Source organism: Fibrella rubiginis (genome assembly GCF_017353185.1).
Lineage (GTDB): Bacteria > Bacteroidota > Bacteroidia > Cytophagales > Spirosomataceae > Fibrella > Fibrella rubiginis.
This window is the reverse complement of sequence record NZ_JAFMYV010000001.1, coordinates 575307-597075: the sequence shown is the minus strand read 5'-3', so window position 1 is coordinate 597075 and position 21769 is coordinate 575307. Positions and strand designations below refer to the sequence as shown.

Here is a 21769-nt window from a genome sequence, read left to right as displayed (position 1 = left end):
TGACAGCCAGACGGGCGCGTACCCCTACGTAGGATGTGAAAAAAGTTGGCTGGTGTAAACCTCACCGCGGCGGCGGACCTTCCCCTTCTTCACATCCCATATTTCTCCATCCTCCTGTACAATGCCTGCCGCGAAAGGCCAAGTTGTCGGGCCACGTCGGTAATGTTGCCGCCGTGTTTTTGCATAGCCTGCTGAATGAGGCGGCGCTCCACATCTTCGAGTTGCATGGTGTCGCCGCCGGGCAGGCCTCCGGTGCCCTGCATGGACGCAGGAGAGGAACCAAAGAAAAAATCGTCGGGCGTGAGTACGGGACCACGCGCCAGAATCACGGCGCGCTCAATGGCGTGTTGCAGTTCGCGGACGTTGCCCGGCCAGTGGTATTGCTTCAGGTGCTTTACCAGGTCGGGGCTGACCTGACCCACGGCGCGGTTGTATTGCTTGCGGTAGATGCGCAAAAAATGCTCGGCCAGAGGGCCAATGTCGTCGGGACGGTCGCGGAGGGGTGGAATGTGCAGTTCGATGGTGTTGACCCGGTAAAGCAAATCCTGCCGGAACGATCGGTCGGCCACGCGGGCGTTGAGGTCGGCGTTGGTGGCGCACACCAGCCGCACGTCGATAGAGCGGGGTTTGTTGCTGCCCACGCGCGTCACCTGCCGCTGTTGTAGCACCGTCAGCAAGCGGGCCTGCTGCGCCAGCCCGACGTTGCCAATTTCGTCGAGAAAAATAGTGCCACTGTTCGCTTCTTCAAACCGTCCGGCGCGGTCGTCGCGGGCGTCGGTAAAGGCGCCTTTGACGTGACCAAAGAGTTCACTTTCAAAGAGGCTGTCGGGCAACGCACCTAGGTCGGCACAGACAAAAGGCTTGTCGCGGCGGTTGGAAAGGCGGTGAATCTCGCGGGCCAACACATCTTTACCGGTGCCATTCTCGCCCAGCAACAGGATGTTGGCATCCGTAGGGGCTACACGTTCGATGGTGTCAAGTATCTGCCGCATGGCCGCGCTTTGGGCAATGACCGTGGGCGGTGATGTGCCTTTCTGGCCCGAAGACGAAGTTTCACTTCCCGCTTGTTTGCCCTCAATGGCCGTTTTGATGACCTCTACGAGCTTATCATTCTCCCAGGGTTTCAGCACAAAATCGCTGGCCCCGGCTTTGATGGCCCGCACCGCCATCTCCACGTCGCCGTAGGCTGTAAACAACACCACGCGGGTGGTGGGGTCGGCATCCAGGATGCGGTCGAGCCAGTCGAAGCCTTCCTTGCCCGAACTCACATCGCGCGTGAAATTCATGTCGAGCAGGATGGCGTCGTAACGGGTCTGACCCAGCAAAAACGGCAGTTTGTCGGGGTTCTTTTCAATATCGACCTGCCCAACGTGGCGTTTCAGCAGCAATTTGGCCGCCAGCAACACATCGGCGTCGTCGTCTACTATAAGGAGTTTGGCAGTCTGCATGGGGTAAATATAGTCGTAAGAAGGTAGTCAATAGTCATCAGCCGACTATTGACTAGTTTTGCCCTTATGTTCTCTAATCGCCTATTTTATACGTTGCTTGCGCTGGTCGTCGCTATCAATTTCACGGCCCTTTGCCTGCCCATTATGGAACCCGACAACGGGTTGTACGCTACCGTGGCCAAGCAAATGTACCTCACCGGCGATTACCTGAATCTGTATTCGTGTGGACTGGATTTTCTGGACAAGCCGCGGCTGCCGTTTCTGCTTAACGTACTGTTTATGAAGTTATTTGGCTTTGGCTCACCCACTGCGGCAACGGCGGCGTATAAGCTGCCCGCGCTGCTGTGTTTCAGCGGAAGCCTGTGGTATACGTACCACTTTGCCCGCCTGAATTACAGTCGAACAGTAGCGCAGCTGGCTATGCTGATCTTCGGCACGGCCTACCACGTGATCCTTTCCAACACCGACGTGCGGGCCGAGCCGTTTCTGACCCTGTTCATCATCGGACCGGCGTTTCATTTCACGAAGGTGTGGCAACAGGGCGAACGGAATGAGCATGCGTCTCTAAGGATGATTCCCCGTAGCCATTGGTTGCATCTGGTGGCGGGCTCAGCACTGACGGCCTGCGCCATGATGACCAAAGGGCCGGTGGTGCCCATCGCCACCGTTGGAGCCGGACTGGTTATAAACGCCTTGCTGACAGGGCATTGGCGGGGTCTTTTTCATGTCCGCTGGTTGCTGGCGATACTGTTGACGCTGCTGTTTATTACCCCCGAATTATATGCCCTCTACCAGCAATTCGACCTGCACCCGGAAAAGGTCATTTATGGCAAAACGGGCACGTCGGGGGTGCGGTTTTTCTTTTGGGACAGTCAGGTGGGCCGGTTTCTGAACAACGGCCCCCTGCGCGGCAACGGCGATCCGTTGTTTTTCACGCACACGCTGCTGTGGGCACTGTTACCCTGGGCATTTCTGGCCTACGCCGCCGTGGGCCGGGCCATTATGGGCCTTATTCGACGCAATAACCGGGACGCCCCGGCCCTGCCCGAATACGTGTCGCTGGGGGCAGGGCTGACCTTATTTGTCCTGTTTTCGGCGTCGCGGTTTCAGTTGCCGCACTACCTCAACATCGTCTTTCCCTTCTATGCCGTGCTGGCTGCTCACTACCTTACCACCTTGACAGATAAGGCGTTACATGGCTGGACCATCGCTCAGACAATCATGGCAGGGCTGATTCTGACCTTCGTTACGGGCGTCTTTGTGTGGTATCAACCCGAACGCCTCACAACGGGTTTGGTCTGGATTTTGGTGCTGACGCTGGGCACGGTCATCGTCTTCTGGCGGAGTGATAACGTCAACGAAGTTGCCGACAAAGCCAGCGCGTTGCTCACCGTGCTGATGGGCCGGATGGTGGGGCTGATGGTATTGATTGGGGGATTGATTAACCTGTTTTTCTACCCGTCGGTGATGCGGTATCAGGCCGGGATGGTGGCCGCCCAATACACCAACGCCCGCCCCGACTGGACAGGCACAACATACCTCTACGGTTTTCAGACTTTCGGCGAAAGTTCGTGGACATACGAGTACTACACCCGGCACCCTACGCAGTACGTCTACCAGGATTCTACCCTGCGGCGGCTTACCCAAACCGCCCCGGTTCATGTGTTTACTACGGCTGTTTATGCCGACTCCTTAGCCAACAAAGGCTTCAACGTCAGGCGAATAGCCTCTTTTCCCTACTACCGCGTCAGTCAGCTATCGGCCCAGTTTCTTAACCCCGCCACCCGCCCCCAAACATTGAAAGCATACGTACTGGCGAGGGTATACTGAGTGGAGGGGTAGCTACCCCTCCACTCAGTATACCGGCAGGTATACGGTAAAGGTACTGCCCTGACCGGGTTGGCTGCTTACGGCGATGGCGCCGTTATGCCGCGCTACAATTTTCTGGCAAATGGCGAGGCCAATGCCTGAACCGACATAGGCACTGCGGCCATGTAGCCGCTGGAAAATCTGAAAAATACGTTCCGTCTGCTTTTCGTCGAAGCCAATGCCATTATCTGAAATGGCTATTTCGTAGAACATGTCGGGCGTGCTTTTGGCGGGTTGCAGTAACGCTGGTGGTATGGCCGCCCGGTCAACAATACGGCTGCTAACCCGAATGAAGGGCACCACGCCTTTTGGGCAGAACTTGATGGCGTTTGAGAGCAGATTCTGGAAAAGCTGCCGCATCTGCAACGGGTCAGCTTTCAGCGTTGGCAGATTGATCAGTTCAAACTGCGCTTTACTTTGGTAGATAGCCGCCCACAGATCGTCTTCCCGGACAGCGTCGATTAGTTTGGCCAGGTTAACCGACTTGAACGGATCATGTCGCGAATCGACCTGCGAATAGGTCAGCAAATCCTCAATCAATTGGCGCATGCGTTCGGCGGCACCGTTCATGCGCCGGATGATATCGGTCACTTCGGGCACAAACTGCCCGGCATACTGTGTGTTCAGGATGTTGGCAAAGGAGGTGATTTTGCGTAATGGTTCCTGCAAATCATGACTGGCTACGTAGGCAAACGACTGCAGGTTTTCGTTCGAGCGTTTGAGTTCATAGTTAGCCACTTCCAGTTCCCGCCGGTATTGATAGATGTCGGTCATATCCCGCGCGGCCACCACCAGCCCATCGCCAAAGCGAGCCAGCGAAAAATCGTACCAGCGGCCGTTGAGTGGCACTTCTACCCGCGCGGGCTTGCCGGTATTGACCACGTCCTTGTACTGCTGGAAAATAGGCATTTCCAGCGCCCCCGGAAAATAGGTCGACACCCGCCGGAACCGTATTTTATCAATCGGATTCTGTAACAGATCAGCCGCTACCTGATTAAGCTGGGTCATTCGGAAGTCAACAATCTCTCCGGCGTCGTTGCGGACGCTTTCCTGCACCACAATGGCCGTTGGCGTGGTGTTCATCACCCGTTCCAGCAGATCGGCATATTGTTGCTGAGCCAATTCGGCTTCTTTCAGGGCCGTTACGTCGATGTAGGTATACAGGATACAGCCGTCTACGCAGCTAAACGACCCTTCAAACCAGCCTTTGATGCCATGCGAATCGAACGGGAACGTGAGGCGCAGGGGCTCTCCGGTTTCTACCACCTGTACATACTGCCCAAACATATCGGACAGATGCCAACCCGGAAACAAGTCACGCATCAGTCCGCCCGTTAGTTTCTCGACCGAAATACCAGTGATACGGGCGTTGTATTCGTTGGTTAGCACGTACCTGAAATCAGTGATTTGCCCCTGCTTATTGCGTATGGGCCGGGCCAGCATCAGGCCCGCCTGCGTATTATCAATAACCTGCTGCAGCAATGCCCCCTGTTGTATTCTTTCACGTTCATACAGTCTTAACCGACTCACTTCCAATACGTTAACCAGGATACCGTCGCCCCAGGGCTGAGCCGCAATTTCGTACCAGGCTTCGTAGCCATTATTGTTATGGTAATGCTCAAACTGCTCGGCTTGTCCCGTATCAATCACGCGGGCATAGCGTTCCAGCAACGCTGTTTTTTTCACCGAAGGTAACAGTTCAGACAGCGGCTTCTGCGTTGCCTCGTTAGCCGGGGCGCGGGTCATGGCTATCGATGCTTCATTACGGAACACTGGCTTGACGTCGATAATGGCACCGGCCTCGTTGCGGATAGCCTGGTAGGCAGCAATGCCCATTAGCGACGTGTGCTGAATGCTTTCCAGCAAGTCGGCCTGCTGACGAGCTTTTAGTTCGGCCTCCTTCTGCAAACTGATGTCGGTATAGGAAACCACCACCCCGTCGCCGTAGGCCGATACGGCCCCCAACATCCAGACATCATAACCATCGGCGGTGTAGTGCACCTCAAACTGCTGTGCTACCTGCGTTTCGGTCACCGCCACATACCGGGCAAACACACCGGAACTAATTACGCCGGGAACCACACTAGTTAACAGATTATTAGTGATATCGGCTTCGGGCAGGCCCGCCTGCTGTATCATAGCCCGGTTCACCAGCACCACCCGAAAATCTGTGATGCAACCCTGCTCATCACGTATTGCCTCCAGCATCAGAATTGATGTCAGGGCGTTGTCCAGCACCGTTTTATACTGTTCAGCCTGTTGTTGAATGAGTAGTTCGGCGTGCTTGCGCTCGGTTATATCAGTCCAGCTGATAATTAGTCCGTCGTTCAGCTTTTGGGTTTGAATAATAGCCCAGCAATCAAGGCCATCAAGGCCGTAATATAGTTCGAGATATTGCGGCTCACCCGTGTCGATGGTTTTGGCGTAGCTGGCAAAGACGTCTGTTTCGTAAATGCCCGGATACAGTTTGCCGTAACGCTGTCCCGCCATATCTGTGGCAGTATAGCCCGCCATGGTGGCGGCAACCTGGTTTACAGCCACAATCAGGATATCGTCGATCTGCCCGCTGTCGTCCCGGATAGCCTGACCCACTACCACACCGCAGGTCACCGTCTCGAGCAGGGTGTCGATAAACTGGATGTGCTGTCGCCCATCCTGAACGGCCCGCCCAACAAACCCAACCTCGCGGCAGGTGAGCAACACACCGTCGTCTGATTTTGCGGCCAGCATATCATACTGATGCAGGCTACCGTCCAGTTGCCAGCGGCAATCCATGTCGAACCGAACAGGCCGCCCCGATTCCACCACCAGACTGTAGAGCTGGATAAGGTATTCAGCCTCAGATTTGGGAAATAACTGGCTAGCCAACTGACCAATCATTGCCGACAGGGGGCGATTCCAGGTAGCCAGTGCCACCTCGTTGATTAGCGTCAGCCGGAAATCAATGATCCTGCCGTCAGCCTGTCGTACAGCCTGGTACCCTACCATTCCGTTCATCGTCTGCGTTAGCTCAACATCATAAACTGACTTTACAGATGTATCATTTGCTGTCATAATGAATAAGGTTGGCTAACTAATTAAGTGTTTTTACCTAAACCTGTTTGTTCACGTTACCACTCTAGACAATATTAATACAATCAACCAATAGTTAATCGCAATTTTTCGGCGGGATCTACCCTAGAAATGTACGTAAATTTCCTTCAAGTCAGTCGCTTATCAACTAACGGTCAGGTGGCAGTCTGACCGGGAATAGACAGCGTGTAGTATATTGGCCTTCGCTACTGCCTATACCTAGCTGGCCATGAATCTACGCTCCAGTTTTTTCCGGTTACTATTGTGGTGGCCATTCATCTTGGTTCTGAGCAGCCCATTCTCCGGGGCATTTGCTTTGCCGTTGTCGCCGCGCATAGCCAATTATACCATCGACGTGCGGCTGAATACCGACACCAAACGCCTCGACGGACGGCAAACGCTTACCTGGCGCAACACCTCGCCCGACGTAGTTACCGAGCTGCACTTTCACTTGTACCTCAACGCTTTCCGCGACAAGAAATCGACGTTCATGCGCGAATCCGGGGGGCAGTTGCGGGGCGACGAGCTAGATGACTCCAAGCCGGAGAACTTCGGCTGGACCAGGCTCACGGCCCTCAGCAACCGCCAAACCGGCGAAAACCTCCTGGCGGGGGTTCAATTTATCCGTCCCGACGACGCTAACGCTACTGACTATACGGTGCTGCGCGTACCGCTAAAACAGGGCCTGAAACCGGGCGAGACCGTTGTGCTCGATATGGCGTTTCAGGCCAAACTGCCCCGCATCTTTGCCCGTACGGGTTTCAGCCGCGACTTCTTCCTGGTGGGTCAATGGTTTCCCAAAATCGGTGTCTACGAACCCGCCGGGATGCGGGGCAGGGCTACCGGCGGCTGGAACTGCCACCAATTCCACGCCCATTCCGAGTTCTACGCCGACTATGGCACCTACGCCGTAAGCCTAACTGTTCCCCAAAAAATGGTGGTTGGAGCAACGGGCCAACGCACCGCCGAAACGCCTAACCGCGACGGCACCAAAACCCTTCGCTACCGCGCCGACGACGTGATTGATTTTGCCTGGACGGCCGCGCCGCAAACGCAGGTGGTAAACGACGTTTGGCAGGGGAAAACCGGCAACAGGGTGCAGATACAGCTATTGATGCAACCCGAACACGCCAACCAGGCCACGCGCCACGCCAACGCCCTGAAAGCCGCCCTGACTTACTTCGACAAACAGGTGGGCACCTACCCCTACCCCATCATTACAGTGGTCGATCCACCCGTGCACGCGTCGGGGGCGGCGGGCATGGAATACCCCATGTTTATTACGGCGGGCACCAGTTGGGGATTGCCCAACGGAGCGCGTTTCCCCGAACTGGTTACGGTGCATGAGTTTGGGCACCAGTACTTTATGCAGCTGCTGGCGAGTAACGAATTTGAAGAAGCGTGGCTCGACGAGGGGTTTAACCAATATTACGAAGGCCGCATTATGGACGAGGCCGGGCCACCGCTGGGCTACTCGGCACGGAACAGTCAGATCGACCTGTGGGGTTTTCGGATGGGTGACCTGGAAACGTCACGCTCCGGTTATGCCCACCTCGACAACCCCGGCATTGGCCCGTCGTATGGCAACGTATGGCAACTGCCCAACGGTTATTACGGCGAACTGACCTATTCGAAAACCGCCACCTGGCTCCGTACGCTGGAGGGACTGGTGGGGCGGCGCGTGATGGACGAAATTATGCAGACGTACTTCCTCCGCTGGCGGTTTCGGCATCCCAACGCGCAGAGCTTTATCAACGTGGTCAACGAAGTAGTACCCCAACGGCTGGGGCAAACCTGGCCGGGTGCTGCCTACGGCCCCAACCTGAACTGGTTTTTCGATCAGGTACTTTTCGGCGACCGCGTCTGCGACTACAAGCTGGCGCGCATCTGGAACTACGCCGATGGCACCGCCGCCGTGCGCGTAGATCGCCTCGGCGACATGCAGTTGCCCATCGAGCTACTGGTTCGTACTTCCACCGGACGCGAACAAACATTCTATTGGGATGGCAAAGCCAAGACGCATATGTTCAGCATTCCGGGCAAAAGCCGCATTGTCTGGGCACACGCCGATCCGAAACAGAAACTGTATATGGACATTGACCTCAACAACAACAGCCGCGCGGTTAGCCCGTCGTCGGCCCCGGCGGGGAAATATGCAGGTAAGTTTTTGTTCTGGCTCCAAAACACCATGCAATGGCTGGCGTGGCTGGTCTAACTCTATGCTTTCCACCCTTCTCGCTACCCTCCGTCAGCCGCGTATGCTGTTGCTGCTATACGGCATCACGCTTCTGCTGTCCCTGCCTGTCACGCTGAGCCTGTTTGGGGCCATCAACACCGAAACTGAACGCTCGCTGGCCCCCCTGAACCTGCTCAACGGCTTCGATTACACCGTGTTCAGCGATTTCATGAACCGCCACGACGGGGCTATCTGGCCATTGCTCCGGGCGGGCTGGTACAGCGTGCTGGTTTACCTGATAACGGCCATCTGGACTACGGGCGGGGTACTCAACAGCTTTGCTACGGGCTACCGGGCGGTGTCGTTCTGGCAGGCGGGGACGTACTATTTCGGGCGAAATGCGCGGCTGTTTGGCGTCACGCTGCTGTTTGCCATTCCCCTGCTGGTGGTGGCTATATTGATTGGCTCACTGCTGGTGATTGCGGTTGAAGACACCCTCACCGAGCGGGGTATTGCCCTGATTGGCTTTGCTGTACTGGCCATTTTCGGGCTATTGCTGACCTTGCTCCTCTGCGTAGCCAACTACGCGCGGGTGATGCTTTTCCGTACGGATGATGCCGTGGCGTTTCGGGCGTTTGGCATAGCGGGGCGATTTGTGCTGACTAATCTGCGGGCCACCTTTGGTCCTTACCTACTCATAATAGCCGTTGGTAGTGCCCTGTTTGGTTTGTATTTTCTGCTCGAAGCCCTCCTGCCCACCCGCAACTGGTTTCTCATCCTACTGCTGACTCTGGTGCAGCAGGCGTTCATTTTTGGTCAGATTATCCTGAAAGTATGGGCTTTGCGCGTGGCATTTGAGCAGGTAAAACGCTGAAATTGGCCCGGAATCGCCTAAACTTGTACCCATGCAACCGGCAACCTCTTCCAAAACAGCTACCGCCACCGTCGGCCTGTTCAGTTTACCCGTCATCGTGGCCGCCCTCGGCTACTTCGTCGACATCTACGACCTGCTGCTCTTCGGCATCGTGCGCGTTCCCAGCCTGAAATCGCTCGGCCTCACTCCCGACCAGATTTCGACGGAAGGCACCCACATTTTCAACTGGCAAATGGGCGGTCTGCTCCTTGGCGGTATCCTCTGGGGGGTGCTGGGCGATAAGCGCGGACGGCTGTCGGTGCTGTTCGGCTCCATCATCACCTATTCGCTGGCCAACATCGCCTGCGGGTTCATTCCGAAAGTGACGTTCATGGACCCCCTCACCTATTACGCCCTCATGCGGTTCATTGCGGGCGTGGGCCTGGCGGGCGAACTGGGCGCGGGCATCACGCTCGTGAGCGAGGTGCTGCCCACCCGGCTGCGGGCCGTGGGCACGTCGCTGGTGGCGGGGGTGGGCCTTTCCGGGGCCGTGGTGGCCTATTTTACCGTTAAACTCTTCGACTGGCCGTCGGCTTATTTTATTGGGGGCAGCCTGGGTTTTGGTTTGTTGCTGCTCCGCGTAGGTGTGGTCGAATCGGGCATGTTTGCGCAGGTGTCGGCCAACGACTCGGTGAAAAAGGGGGATTTCATGGCGTTTTTCACCAGCAAAGACCGGTTTACCCGCTACATGAAGTGCATCGGCATTGGCATTCCCACCTGGTTTGTGATCGGTATTCTCGCCACGTTTTCCAACGAATTTGGCACGGCACTGGGCATTCGGGAGGAGGTGAAACCGGGCCTCGCCATTATGTGGTGCTACATCGGCCTGTCCACCGGCGATCTGGCCAGCGGGTTCATCAGTCAGGCCCTGGCTTCGCGCAAAAAAGCCGTGACGGGGCTGATGCTGTTTACGGTGCTGTCTACCGTTGTCTACCTCTTTTTCGGACTAAAAACGGCCCTGTCGCTCTATATTACCTGTCTGGCGCTTGGTTTCGGCATTGGCTACTGGGCCATGTTTGTTACTATTGGAGCCGAGCAGTTTGGCACGAACCTCCGCGCCACCGCCGCCACCACCGTACCCAACATGGTCCGCGGACTCACCATTCCGATGACGCTGCTCTACCAATACCTGAAGCCCGGTGCCTCGGTCATTGGCGCGGGCGCCATCGTGGGTCTGCTCGCCTTTGCCCTCGGCTTCTACAGCATCCTCACCATCCCCGAAACGCATGGGAAAGAGCTGGACTTTGTGGAGTGAATTGATTTACGATGTACGATGTACGATTTACGATTCATGGCTTACGCCAGAGTAAACCTGCGCTGGCGTCAGCAAAAATCGAAATTCGTAAATCGTAAATCGTAAATCAATTCATGCCCTCCCACCGCCTCTCTCCCCTCCTTACCCTCCCCGTTATTGTCTCGGCACTGGGGTTCTTCGTGGATGTATATGACATGCTGATTTTCAGCATTGTACGCGTACCCAGTTTGCAATCGATGGGGTTGAGCAAGGCCGACGTGTCGAGCATTGGGGCCTTTATTCTGTATTGTCAACAGGCGGGGCTACTGGTGGGCGGCATCCTCTGGGGTGTCATCGGCGACCGTCGCGGACGGATGTCGGTGTTGTTTGGCTCCATCGTCATGTACTCACTGGCTAACCTCGCCTGTGGGCTGGTGCCTTACATCACGTTCATGCGCCCCACCGACTATTATGCCTTCATGCGGTTTGTGGCCGGTGTGGGCCTTTCGGGCGAAATCGGGGCGGCGATGGTGCTGGTGGCGGAGATCTTGCCGAAAGCCATTCGCGGTTACGGCACGGCTATGGTGGCGGGCGTAGGCTACCTCGGCGCGGGCATGGCCTATATCGTAAACAGCCTCTTCGACTGGCAAACGGCTTTTTTCGTGGGTGGCGGCATGGGGCTGGCCTTGTTACTGCTCCGCGTCCGCCTGTTTGAATCAGGCCTGTTTACGGCCCTGAAAGGGGAACACGTGACGATCAGCCGCGGGAATTTTACGCAGTTTTTCCGCAAATGGGCGGGCATCCGCAAATACCTGCGGTGCGTGGCGGTGGGACTGCCTACCTGGTTTATTGTGGGCATTCTGGCCACCTTCGCCAATGAGTTTGGCGAGGCCATGCACCTGACAAACGCCGTAGAGCCGGGGCGCTGCGTCATGCTGCTCTACATTGGTCTGGCCGCTGGCGATATGCTGTCGGGACCGCTGAGTCAATGGCTCCGCTCCCGCAAACGCGCCGTGGCTTACCTGCTGCTGTCCAGCGTAGTCCTCTGCACAGCCTATTTGTTCGGCGGGATAAAAACAACGGCGGTGCTCTACGCTATCTGTCTGCTGCTGGGTTTCTGCACGGGCTACATTGCCATGTACCTGACTATGGTGGCCGAGCAGTACGGCACTAACCTCCGTGCCACGGCCACCACATCGGTGCCCAGCATAGTGCGCGGTATGCTCATTCCAATGACCCTTACGTTTCAATCCCTTAAACCGTCGCTGGGTACATTAAACGCCGCCGCATTCATCGGCGTACTCGTCTTCGGCCTTGCCTTCTGGAGTCTCTCGCAGATGGAAGAGACTTTTGCCAAAGAGCTTGATTTTGTGGAGGTGTAAGTGATTCAGTGCACTACTCCTGAATCGGTAGCAACCAACTGACTCTTGAATCGGTATTGTTTACACCTCCCTCCATCAAAATAGCTGCGTGTATCCACTACATCTGCTTAATCTGCGCCATCTATACCTAAGCCATTGGAGCGGTTTTACTCAACATCTGGACGATGGGAACGTTATTTAGGGTATACTTTCTCACACAACCCTACTCACTTTTCCGTCTTGATGGAAAAAAAGCCTAATCGCTTTCTGCAACAGCTTGGCAACCTGATCATTCCGACTGCCGAAACCACCGCGCCGACCCTCGTCTCCAACGAGCGGATACTGCACGAGATCATTGCCTGCTTCGATAAATCGCTGGCCCGCGAAAGCGTGGGTACCCGGTTACTATTTGATTCTCACTTTCTAATTATTCTCAACCCCGCCGCCTACGAAGAACGGCTGGCGGCCCTGCCCGTGATCGTGGATGAGGCCGTACGGACGTTCTACGACCACCTGAAACAGCGCAAACGCCCGCAGGATACCATCGTGCCGGTGGCGTCGCACTGGTATTTCAAGTTTGGGCCGGGGAAAGAATATAATGGCAAGGTGATCGGCCCCGGCGACATGGAAGTGATCGGCTCGCTGTCGGGCAATGCCGTGGGGGGTGAAGGGGCCAAACCCGCCCCACCGGCCCCCGCCCGACCAGCTAATGTGAAGGTAACGCGCAAGGTAAAAAATACGAACGTCTACGATACGCTCGACACCAACATGCTGGCGTTCAGCCACATTGACTTTCGGGAATCAGGGGCGTTTTCGGTCAAAATAGACTTCGAGCAGTTTGTTGAACCGGTTCCAGCACCGGAACCGGCGGCTCCAGAGGCCTCGACGGCGGTTAAGGACGCGCCGCCAACGGCACCCGTTTCGGCCCCAAAACCGGCAGCCAACCAGGCGCCAACGGTGGCGGCGGTGCGGAAAGAGCACCCGACGGCCCTGGCCCGGATCGACTGCTACATGGCCGACACAAACGTGGAAGAAACCTACTGGATGCAGGACCGCGAGGTGGTGCTGGCCCGCCGCGAATCCGATAACGAGGCGTTTCCAAACTACATACGCCTCGATTCGCCCTACGTGTCGAACCCCCACGCCCGGATACGGTATAACGACACCATGCAGGCGTTTGAACTGGCTTCGTTTAGCCGCAACGAGACGCGCATCAACGAGCAGATCGTGACCCGTAGCGACCCCGCCAACCCAACGTGGTCGCCCCTACCCCGCAAAGCGCAGATACTGCTGAACGGCGTTGTGACGTTGACCTTTGAGGGAACAATTTGAGTTTAATGCGAAAAGGCTAACGTTTACTGTCTACGGACGAAATTGTCATTCCGGCCCCCTTATGCTTTCTTTTATCCTGCTCCTTTTCGTCGGCTTTGTGGTGGTTCAACATTTTCGGAACCTGCCCCAGTAAGCCGTAGCGATACATTATGATGCACGTACACTTGGCCGGACGCACCGACGTGGGGCGGCAACGGCGCGATAATCAGGACACCTTTATCTGCCAGCCCATCTGGTCGGCGGACAAGCGTGAACCCACAGAACACCAGCCCGACGCGCTGATGGGCAATCCGTCGGCGTTGCTGGTTGTCATCGACGGTGTGGGTGGCTACGCGGGGGGCGAACGGGCCTCGACTATTGCCCGTGAGGCCATTTTGCGCTACATGGAAACCCCCACCGGCGACACCCTGACGATGCTCCGTGAAGCTGTAATCTACGCCAACAACCAGATTGATCAGGAACGACGCAAAGAGCCGGGCCTGTCTATGATGTGTTGCGTACTGACCGCTGCCGTGACCGACAACCAGACCAACAAGGTGTATTACGTACACGTCGGCGACACCCGACTGTACCGGTTCCGGGCACAGGTGGTGGAGTCTGCTGAGGCTTCGGATGAACGAACCATGCTGCTCGACAAAATCACGAGCGACCATTCGGTGGTGGGGGTTCGGGAAGATGCCAATCAGCTTACCGAAGCCGAAGCCATGCATCACCCGCGCCGTAACGAAGTGCTGCGCACGGTAGGGTCGGCCCCGCACCGGATCGACGACACAGACTTTCTGGAGTCGGGAGAAACCGATTTTCTGCCTGGCGACGGGCTGCTGCTTTGTAGCGACGGCCTTACCGATATGATCACCCGCGCCATGATTAAAGGCGTATTGCGCGACGTTGCTTTCGAGCAAAATACTCTAGACGAACAGATAGATGAACTCATCCGGCTGGCCAACGAAGCAGGCGGCCAGGATAACATTACGGTCGTGCTGGCGTTGAATCCTCCACAGCCCCACACAATGGATTTGCCCGAAAACAAACCGGCTGAACTAATCACGGCCGATACGGAGTTAACGCCAACGAATGAATTACCAACACCGGTCAGCCAGCCAGCCGTTACCCCGCCCGTTGAGACCAATGCCGACCCTTCGGGCAATTGGTGGCTTATTGGGGCGTTGCTGGCCGTTATGGCGGCGGTTACCTACTTTTTCATAATTCGATGAACCACACCTACTCAACGTTAGTCTCTTACAATGGCCACTGTTAGTTTCAACACGCATTTTCCGGGCTATACCGTGCTGGGCGAACTCGGCAGGGGGAACGCGCGCGTGCTGAAAGCCCGGCACGATGCCAGTGGCGAACTGGTGGCTATCAAACACTTCGCCCTCAACACGGACGAGGGCACACTACAGCGTTTCCAGCAGGAATCGGAGATTATGACGCGCCTCATCCACCCCAACATTGTGCGGGTGCGCGAGGTACGGCTCGACGCCGCCCTGCCCTATATCGTGATGGAACTGGTCGAGGGCGGCAGCGTGCGCCAACTGCTCGACGAAAACCAGACGCTGCCCGTAGCCACCACCGTCCGGCTGGGACTGCAGGTAATCGAAGCATTCAAAGTCATTCATAATCAAGGCGTTGTTCACCGCGACATCAAGCCGGAGAATATTCTCTACCGGCAGTTGCCCAGCGGTGAACTGCATTTTCTGCTCACCGATTTTGGCATTGCCCGCCTCCGCGAACAGCCCGCCACCGTGACGGGGCAGTCGCTGATGACCTACGAGTATGCCTCGCCGGAGCAGTTTGAAGACCCCAAAAACGTGAGCGCCGCCACGGACTATTACTCGCTGGGGGTCGTGCTGTTTGAGTGCCTCAATGGCCATGTGCCCTTTGCCATGACCGAGGGCGTGGGCATCGTTACGTTTATGAACATGGTGCTGACCCAGGCCCCTAACCTGGACACCACCCTCGAACGGCCCCTGCCCATTAGCCTGGCTAACCTCCTTCAGGGGCTGTTACGCAAGCGGGCGTCGGAACGGATTCATCAGCCCGACGCGGTGAAGGTGGCGCTGAAACAGGCTGAAATCGAGCAGTTACTGGCGGAACAGAATGACGTCATCCCCGACGCCACCATTGCCGGTATCAAGACGGAAGCACCGGCAGCGCAGCCCATTCCCGTTGAGCCTGCCACGCCAGAACGGCGCAAAACAGCCCCCGCTCCGGTGGCGGCTCCGGCAGCTGCCCCTGCAACAGAAGTCACTGACCCACAAACCGTTACACCGCGCAGTGGCGGCATCAACGGCCGAATTATTTTGGCTACCGTACTGGCTACAGTGCTGCTGGTGGGCGCGTTTGTGGTGTATAACGAACTGAAAAAGCCGGCGCCGGGCAAGAGCACAGCAACACCCGCCCGTGAGACAACCGGCCTGAGTAGCATCTTTTCGAGCAACGAACCAGAAACGGCCGACAGTGCCGCCGTTGATTCGGTAGCCAGCCGTAAACCTGTTCGGCGCGACTCAACAGCTGCCGAAAAACGGGCGGCGGCAGAGGCACTCGCCCTGGAGCACCGTCTGGAAAATGCCAAACTGGCCAAGCTCGTGTCGGTGCAGGTGGTTGGTTTTAAAACTGGCCTGCTCGGCGGTATAAGCAACCTACAGGTACGCCTCGAAAATCCGACCAAGCTAACCTTCACCAGAATCAGGGTGCGAATTTCGTACATCAAAGAAAGCGGCGACGTTTTTTCGACCACAAACATCTATTTCGCCAACATTGGCCCCTACGACGAACTTACGCGTTCAGCGCCCGACAGCCGACGAGGAACCAGCGTCCGGGCGAAGATTATAGCCTACGACTCTCCCGATATTCCAGACCTCCATCCACCCGCTCCAACTACCGATGCCGACAGTCAGTTTTAACGTTAATTTTCCTGATTACGAGATCATTAGCGAGTTGGGACGGGGCAACGCGCGGGTGCTCAAAGCCCGCCATCGCCCCACCGGCGACCTGGTGGCGATCAAGCAGTTTGCGCTCAACACCGACCCCGACACGCTCCGCCGGTTTACCCGCGAATCAGAGATTATGACGGGCATCGAGCACCCCAACGTGGTGAAGGTGCGCGAGATGCAGCTGGAGGCCGCCATGCCTTATATGGTCATGGACTTTGTGGAAGGCGGCGACGTGCGCTCGCTGCTGAAAACCGAAGGCCACCTTCCCCTATCCACCGTGACCCGGTTGGGGTTGCAGATGGCCGAGGCCTTCAAAGCCATCCACGAACGGGGCATTGTTCACCGCGACATCAAGCCCGAAAATATCCTGTATCGGCGGCTCATCAGCGGTGAACTGCACTTTCTGCTGACCGACTTTGGCATTGCCAAAATTCAGGCCAACGACAGCACCCGAACCCGCACCGGGCAGTCGCTGATGACCTACGAATATGCCGCCCCGGAGCAATTCGATGACCCGCGACAGGTAAATATCGCGTCAGATTATTATGCCCTGGGTGTGGTGCTCTACGAAGCCCTTACCGGGCAAGTACCGTTTGTGCTACACAACGATGCGGGCCTGGCCTCATTCATGAAACAGGTGCTGACGGCGCAGCCTTCACCACCACAACTAACTGACAATCAATTCTTACCACCTAGTTTGTCGGAAGCAATCCGGCAGATGCTGCTGAAAGATCCGGGGCAGCGGCTGCAAAGTGCCAACGTGCTGGAGCTGCTGCTGGAACAGGCCAAGGTAGAACTGTTGCGGGCCAATTCGCCCAATAGCCAGGTCAACGCCGACGCTATGGCATCGGCGGGCTGGACGGTTGCGTCACCCGCCCCTAAACCCGAACCGGTGTATGCGCCACCCGTCTATGAAGAGCCGGTGTATGACGAGCCGGCCCCAGACCGGAGCATGTGGTGGTTTTTTGGCGGCGTTGGCGTAGTAGGGGTCATTGTGCTGCTGTTTGTGTTTCTCAACCAGAAACGCCCCGCCGAAGGCTTGTATCCGCCCGTTGATTCAACGGCTACGGCCACACCCGTTGATTCGAGCATGTTGTATCAGCCATCAATACCCCGGTCTACAACTACCGAAGCCACCGCAACGGAAGACACACAGCCCAGCAGCGACACCGTTGCCGAAGAACCCGTTCAGGATACCCCCGCCCCGCAGGAACGCAGTGAGAATGGCGACGATGACCATGGTCGCCGTCGGGGCCGGGGTCGGGATAGTGAGCTGGATTCGGCAGCCACCATGCAGCGGGATACGACGTTTTAATACCCTTTATGAAAAACACGCTTTTCCATCACGAACGCATCTACCTATTGGGCGCTACGGCCCTGCTGCTGGTGCTGTTTGTGCAGTTATTTTTTAACCTTGACCCCATTCTGGACCGCGCCGACGAGGCCTATGCCAATGGCTCGGCGGTGAACCTGCGGGCGGGCGTACGAGCCAACACGCTGCGCAACCTGCTCGCCAAAGGCACTTATTACACCGACCCGCGCGACATTGACCTGATCGTTGATTCACTGCCCGCCCGGCTCAACCGGGCTAAAAAAGAAGGAACCGACCAGCTCGACAACGTGGGGGCCATCAACAAACGCGGCCTGGGTATTGCCGTACCTACCGACTGGCAACCCGCCATTGGGGGTACCGACTTCAGCAGTCGGCTCCGGCTGTCGCGCTTCCAGATGGGATTTGACTCGCTATTGTATATCAGCGAGTTACGTCGACCAAAACCATATCCCTCTACGGTGGGAGCGGGCGGACTGACTATTTCGGGCGTTGTGCAGGACGCCGCCGACGAGCCCCGCCCCCTGCCCGACGTGCTGGTGCAGCTTCGGCAGCACAAACCCCAGCCCGAAAACACGGACCCTGCCATTGAGGCCCCTGACCCCGACCAGCTCACCTACGCCCGCACCGATGCGGCCGGCCATTTTGCCTTCGCGGGTCTCAGTCCCGACGCGGGCTACAGCGTCATTCCGTTGCGGCCTGGCATGGAATTCGGCACCCGGCGCGGCACCGCCAAACTAAGCCGGGCGGTGGAGTACACGTTTACGGGTCGTCCCCACACGCTGCGGCCCATCGGGTCGGTGGTATACGGGCAGTTAAAGCAGGATCACGCCTTCACGGTGCGCACCCCTGGCGAATTCCGGCTGGCGTTCTGGGCTGTGGCGCTGGGTTTTCTGCTGGCATTCTGGGCGGTACACATTTTCTGGAGCTTCCGCCGTTTTCACCCCGACGCGCTGCTTCTGCCCGTGCTCATGCTGCTCACGGGCCTGTCGGTGCTGACGCTGCTGGCCATTCAGGACCCCTTGCAGGACACCTTTTATGGCGCCGAAGCCGTGCAGGGCGTGGCAATTGGACTAGCGGGCATGGCCCTGATTTCGCAGATCAACATTGGCCGCTGGTACACTAAATGGTGGTTCGACCCCCTGGCCAATATTGCCAGTCGCAACACATTCAAGCTCACGGGCTGGACCTGGCTGTTGCTGGCGGTGAGCCTGGCCATCGTCGTGCTGTTTATCGGAACGGGGCCGGAGGGTAGCGGTGTGCGGGTGAACCTGCGCATTGGCGGGCTGCTGTTTCAACCCTCAGAACTGATCAAATACCTCATTATCCTGTTTCTGGCGGGTTTTTTCGCGGCCAACGAAGAGCAGCTCCGCAACCTGCCCGATCTGCGCTGGCGGTGGCGGGTAAGCGCGGGGGCCTTCGTGGCAACGGGCCTGCTGATGGGCATTTACCTGCTCCTGGGCGACATGGGTCCGGCGCTGGTGGTGGGGTTCACCTTCCTCCTGTTCTATACCATTGCCCGCAACACACTGGGCATCACCCTGCTTACGGGGTTGGCCTACGGCGTGGCGCTGGCCTTTTTGCCGGGTACACTGGCTACACTGATGGGCCTGCTGGTGGCGGTGGCCTTGCTGCTGGGAACGGGTCGCGCCAAGTCGACCACGGCCCTGGGTTGGCTCGCCCTGCTGGCCGAAGGGCCTATGTTGCTGCTGCTCGTGATTGCCGCCTTTGCCTTCGGTGATCAGATCCCGTTTGTGGGAGATCGCCTTGCCGACCGCAAAGCCATGTGGCTAAGTCCCTGGAACAATGATGTGTATGGCGGCGACCACCTGGCGCACAGTTTCTGGACAATGGCCTCTGGCGGCTGGACGGGGCAGGGCCTGGGCAAGGGGTTCGCCAACGCCATGCCCGCTTCCCATACCGATATGATTTTGCCCAGTCTGGCCGAAGAACTGGGTTGGGCGGGGCTGGTGTCGGTCTGTCTGCTCTTGTTTGTGCTGCTCCACCGCACGCTGCTGCACGCACGGCGGGCGGGGCAACCGTTCAGCTTTTACCTCGGCGCGGGCATTGCCCTGGCTACGGGGGTGCAGTTTCTGCTGATTGCGGGCGGTTCGCTGGGGTTATTGCCCCTGACGGGTATTTCAGTCCCGTTTCTGAGCTATGGCAAGGTGTCCATGATCATCAACCTCTCGGCCATGGGTGTGGTATTTGCCATTGCCAGTCGCCCCGGTCTGGCCTTGCAACACGCCTATATCGAGCAGCACTACGACCCCGTTCTGGCAACGGGCATCATGGGTTTTCTGGCGGGAACACTCATTTTGGCCGGAAAATCGGCCGACGTAGCCCTGCTTCGCTGGGACAAATTCATCGTACGTCCGGCGCGGGTGGTGGGGCGCAACGGGCTACCCGTATACAGCTACAACCCCCGCATTGGCCGCATTACCGATGCCCTCGCGGCGGGTACCATCTATGACCGCGCCGGGCGGGTGCTGGCTACCAGCTCCGCCGACACCGTGCGGCGGAATATGCCTCAGCTAAAGCAGGTTGGGCTGGATACGAAGAGTGTGCTGACCAGTTCGAGCCGGCGGGCGGAGCGATACTACCCGTTTGGTAATCAGATGTTCTTCTGGGTGGGTGATGCCAACACAAAACTGTTCTGGGGGCAGCAGAACGGCTATTTTGCCGAAGCCAGCCACCTTAGCGACCTGCGCGGTTTCGACAATAAACCGCGTAAGATGCCCCTGCTCACCACCGAATACCGCGCCGACCGATTTACCGCGCCGGTGCAGCGACAGATCACACTGCCGGTTTACGATTATTCAGAACTGGCCCCGGCCCTGCGCGGTGGGCTGGAGAGCGAAGCCGTGGCCGAACGCCGCCGCCGCAACCGCGACATCCGGTTAAGCGTGGATGCGGGCCTGCAGGTGGAGTTGCAGAAAGCCCTGGCCGAATCGAAGTACAACGAACACCGGATCTCGGTAGTGGTGATGGACGCCAAATCGGGCGAGGTACTCACGTCGGCCATGCACCCGCTGCCCAACCTGAACCGCCCCGAAGAGATGCTGCTGGGCGACCGCGAACGGCTGCAGCTCCCCTACCTCGTTACCGAGCGCGATCTGGCCATGACCTACCCTACCGCCCCCGGTTCGACCGCCAAAATCATTACGGCCACGGCGGGCATGAACCGGCTGGGCATCGACGGGGTAAAGACAAAATACGCCATCAGCTGCGGTGAGATCATCCGGCGTGGCGTGGCCGAAAGCGAACCCTGCGGTGGCTATGTAGACATGCGCACGGCCATTGTACGGTCCAGCAACGTGTATTTTATTCGCCTCGCCAACGAACTGGGGCTGGATAACGAACTGGCTGCCCTGTACTTAGCCACCGGCATGAACGTCGACTACGTAGGTGGCTACTCGTTCACCGACCCCCACACCCCCGCCGACCGCAAGGCCATTGTGCAACACTGGCGCGACTCGTCGTTTGTGGTACGGCGAAAACTCTACAAAGATCTGCGCTACCCCCGCCGCTACCGAAGCGAGTTTTCGGGGCTGGCCTGGGGACAGGGGCAGCTATCAGCCACGCCCATGTCGATGGCCCGGATGGCGGGTTCAGTGGCTAACGCCGGGCTGATGCAGCCCTCACGCTACGTGGTGCGGCGGGCGGGCAAACCCGTGCCGCTGGAAAAAGGCGTAGCCGTGGCGAATGATTCGGCCTATGCCAACAAGCTTCGCGATTTCATGATCGAGCAGTCTAACGCAAACGGCCGGTCGAAGATCAGCATCAGCAGGGTGGCGGGCAAAACGGGTACGCCGGAGCGGATTTTGCTGGGCGAAAAAATCAACGACGGCTGGTACGTCTTCTTCGCCCCCACCCCGGATGGTAAATCGAATACGGTCACGTGCGTACGCATCGAAATCACAAAATCGTCGGCCAACGCCGTTGAGCTTGCCAACACCGTCATTGCCCCCATTCTGAAGGCAAGAGGCTACCTGGGAAGTTTTTGATGAACAAACTCAACCTTAACTATGCCCTTCGTTCGTTGTCGCTTGGCTCCAGCCGAGTGACAACGACCAATAACTACCGAAATCAAACCTC

At 57.5% G+C, this 21769-nt stretch carries 12 protein-coding genes; 10 read left to right on the top strand and 2 right to left on the bottom strand.

What is annotated here, in order from left to right; all coding sequences use genetic code 11:
* Positions 1–89: 89 nt before the first annotated feature.
* Entirely contained in the window at positions 90–1448 is a 1359-nt protein-coding gene (locus J2I47_RS02250; RefSeq protein ID WP_207362918.1) for a sigma-54-dependent transcriptional regulator, read from the bottom strand.
* 66 nt (positions 1449–1514) lie between these two features.
* Between J2I47_RS02250 and J2I47_RS02245 the strand changes: the two genes are divergently transcribed.
* Positions 1515–3278, top strand: coding sequence for an ArnT family glycosyltransferase (locus J2I47_RS02245; RefSeq protein WP_207362917.1), 1764 nt, complete (start codon positions 1515–1517; stop codon positions 3276–3278).
* Positions 3279–3302: 24 nt separating this feature from the next.
* Here J2I47_RS02245 and J2I47_RS02240 read toward each other — a convergent pair whose 3' ends face one another.
* The gene (locus tag J2I47_RS02240; RefSeq protein WP_207362916.1) at positions 3303–6371 is read right to left on the bottom strand and encodes a PAS domain-containing protein; all 3069 of its coding nucleotides are present in this window, start codon (positions 6369–6371) and stop codon (positions 3303–3305) included.
* Between the two features lie 247 nt (positions 6372–6618).
* Here J2I47_RS02240 and J2I47_RS02235 point away from each other — a divergent pair, with 247 nt between their 5' ends.
* The 9 genes from J2I47_RS02235 (at position 6619) to J2I47_RS02195 (ending at position 21678) form a co-directional block, all read left to right on the top strand.
* Complete coding sequence (locus J2I47_RS02235) at positions 6619–8604, top strand: M1 family metallopeptidase (RefSeq protein ID WP_207362915.1); 1986 nt, start codon at positions 6619–6621, stop codon at positions 8602–8604.
* 4 nt (positions 8605–8608) lie between these two features.
* Entirely contained in the window at positions 8609–9439 is an 831-nt protein-coding gene (locus J2I47_RS02230) for a hypothetical protein (RefSeq protein ID WP_207362914.1), read from the top strand.
* Between the two features lie 31 nt (positions 9440–9470).
* Positions 9471–10733, top strand: a complete 1263-nt coding sequence (locus tag J2I47_RS02225; RefSeq protein ID WP_207362913.1) for an MFS transporter — start codon at positions 9471–9473, stop codon at positions 10731–10733.
* 113 nt (positions 10734–10846) lie between these two features.
* On the top strand, positions 10847–12094 hold the full coding sequence (locus tag J2I47_RS02220) for an MFS transporter (protein WP_207362912.1): 1248 nt from the start codon (positions 10847–10849) through the stop codon (positions 12092–12094).
* A gap of 222 nt (positions 12095–12316) precedes the next feature.
* The gene (locus J2I47_RS02215; protein WP_207362911.1) at positions 12317–13405 is read left to right on the top strand and encodes an FHA domain-containing protein; all 1089 of its coding nucleotides are present in this window, start codon (positions 12317–12319) and stop codon (positions 13403–13405) included.
* Between the two features lie 149 nt (positions 13406–13554).
* Positions 13555–14619 (top strand): PP2C family protein-serine/threonine phosphatase, encoded by a 1065-nt coding sequence (locus J2I47_RS02210; RefSeq protein ID WP_207362910.1) that lies wholly within the window; start codon positions 13555–13557, stop codon positions 14617–14619.
* 30 nt (positions 14620–14649) lie between these two features.
* The gene (locus tag J2I47_RS02205) at positions 14650–16311 is read left to right on the top strand and encodes a serine/threonine-protein kinase (protein ID WP_207362909.1); all 1662 of its coding nucleotides are present in this window, start codon (positions 14650–14652) and stop codon (positions 16309–16311) included.
* On the top strand, positions 16292–17656 hold the full coding sequence (locus tag J2I47_RS02200) for a serine/threonine protein kinase (protein ID WP_207362908.1): 1365 nt from the start codon (positions 16292–16294) through the stop codon (positions 17654–17656). Before J2I47_RS02205 ends, J2I47_RS02200 begins: the two co-directional genes overlap by 20 nt.
* An 8-nt stretch (positions 17657–17664) precedes the next feature.
* On the top strand, positions 17665–21678 hold the full coding sequence (locus J2I47_RS02195) for an FtsW/RodA/SpoVE family cell cycle protein (protein ID WP_207362907.1): 4014 nt from the start codon (positions 17665–17667) through the stop codon (positions 21676–21678).
* The last annotated feature ends 91 nt before the right edge of the window (positions 21679–21769 follow it).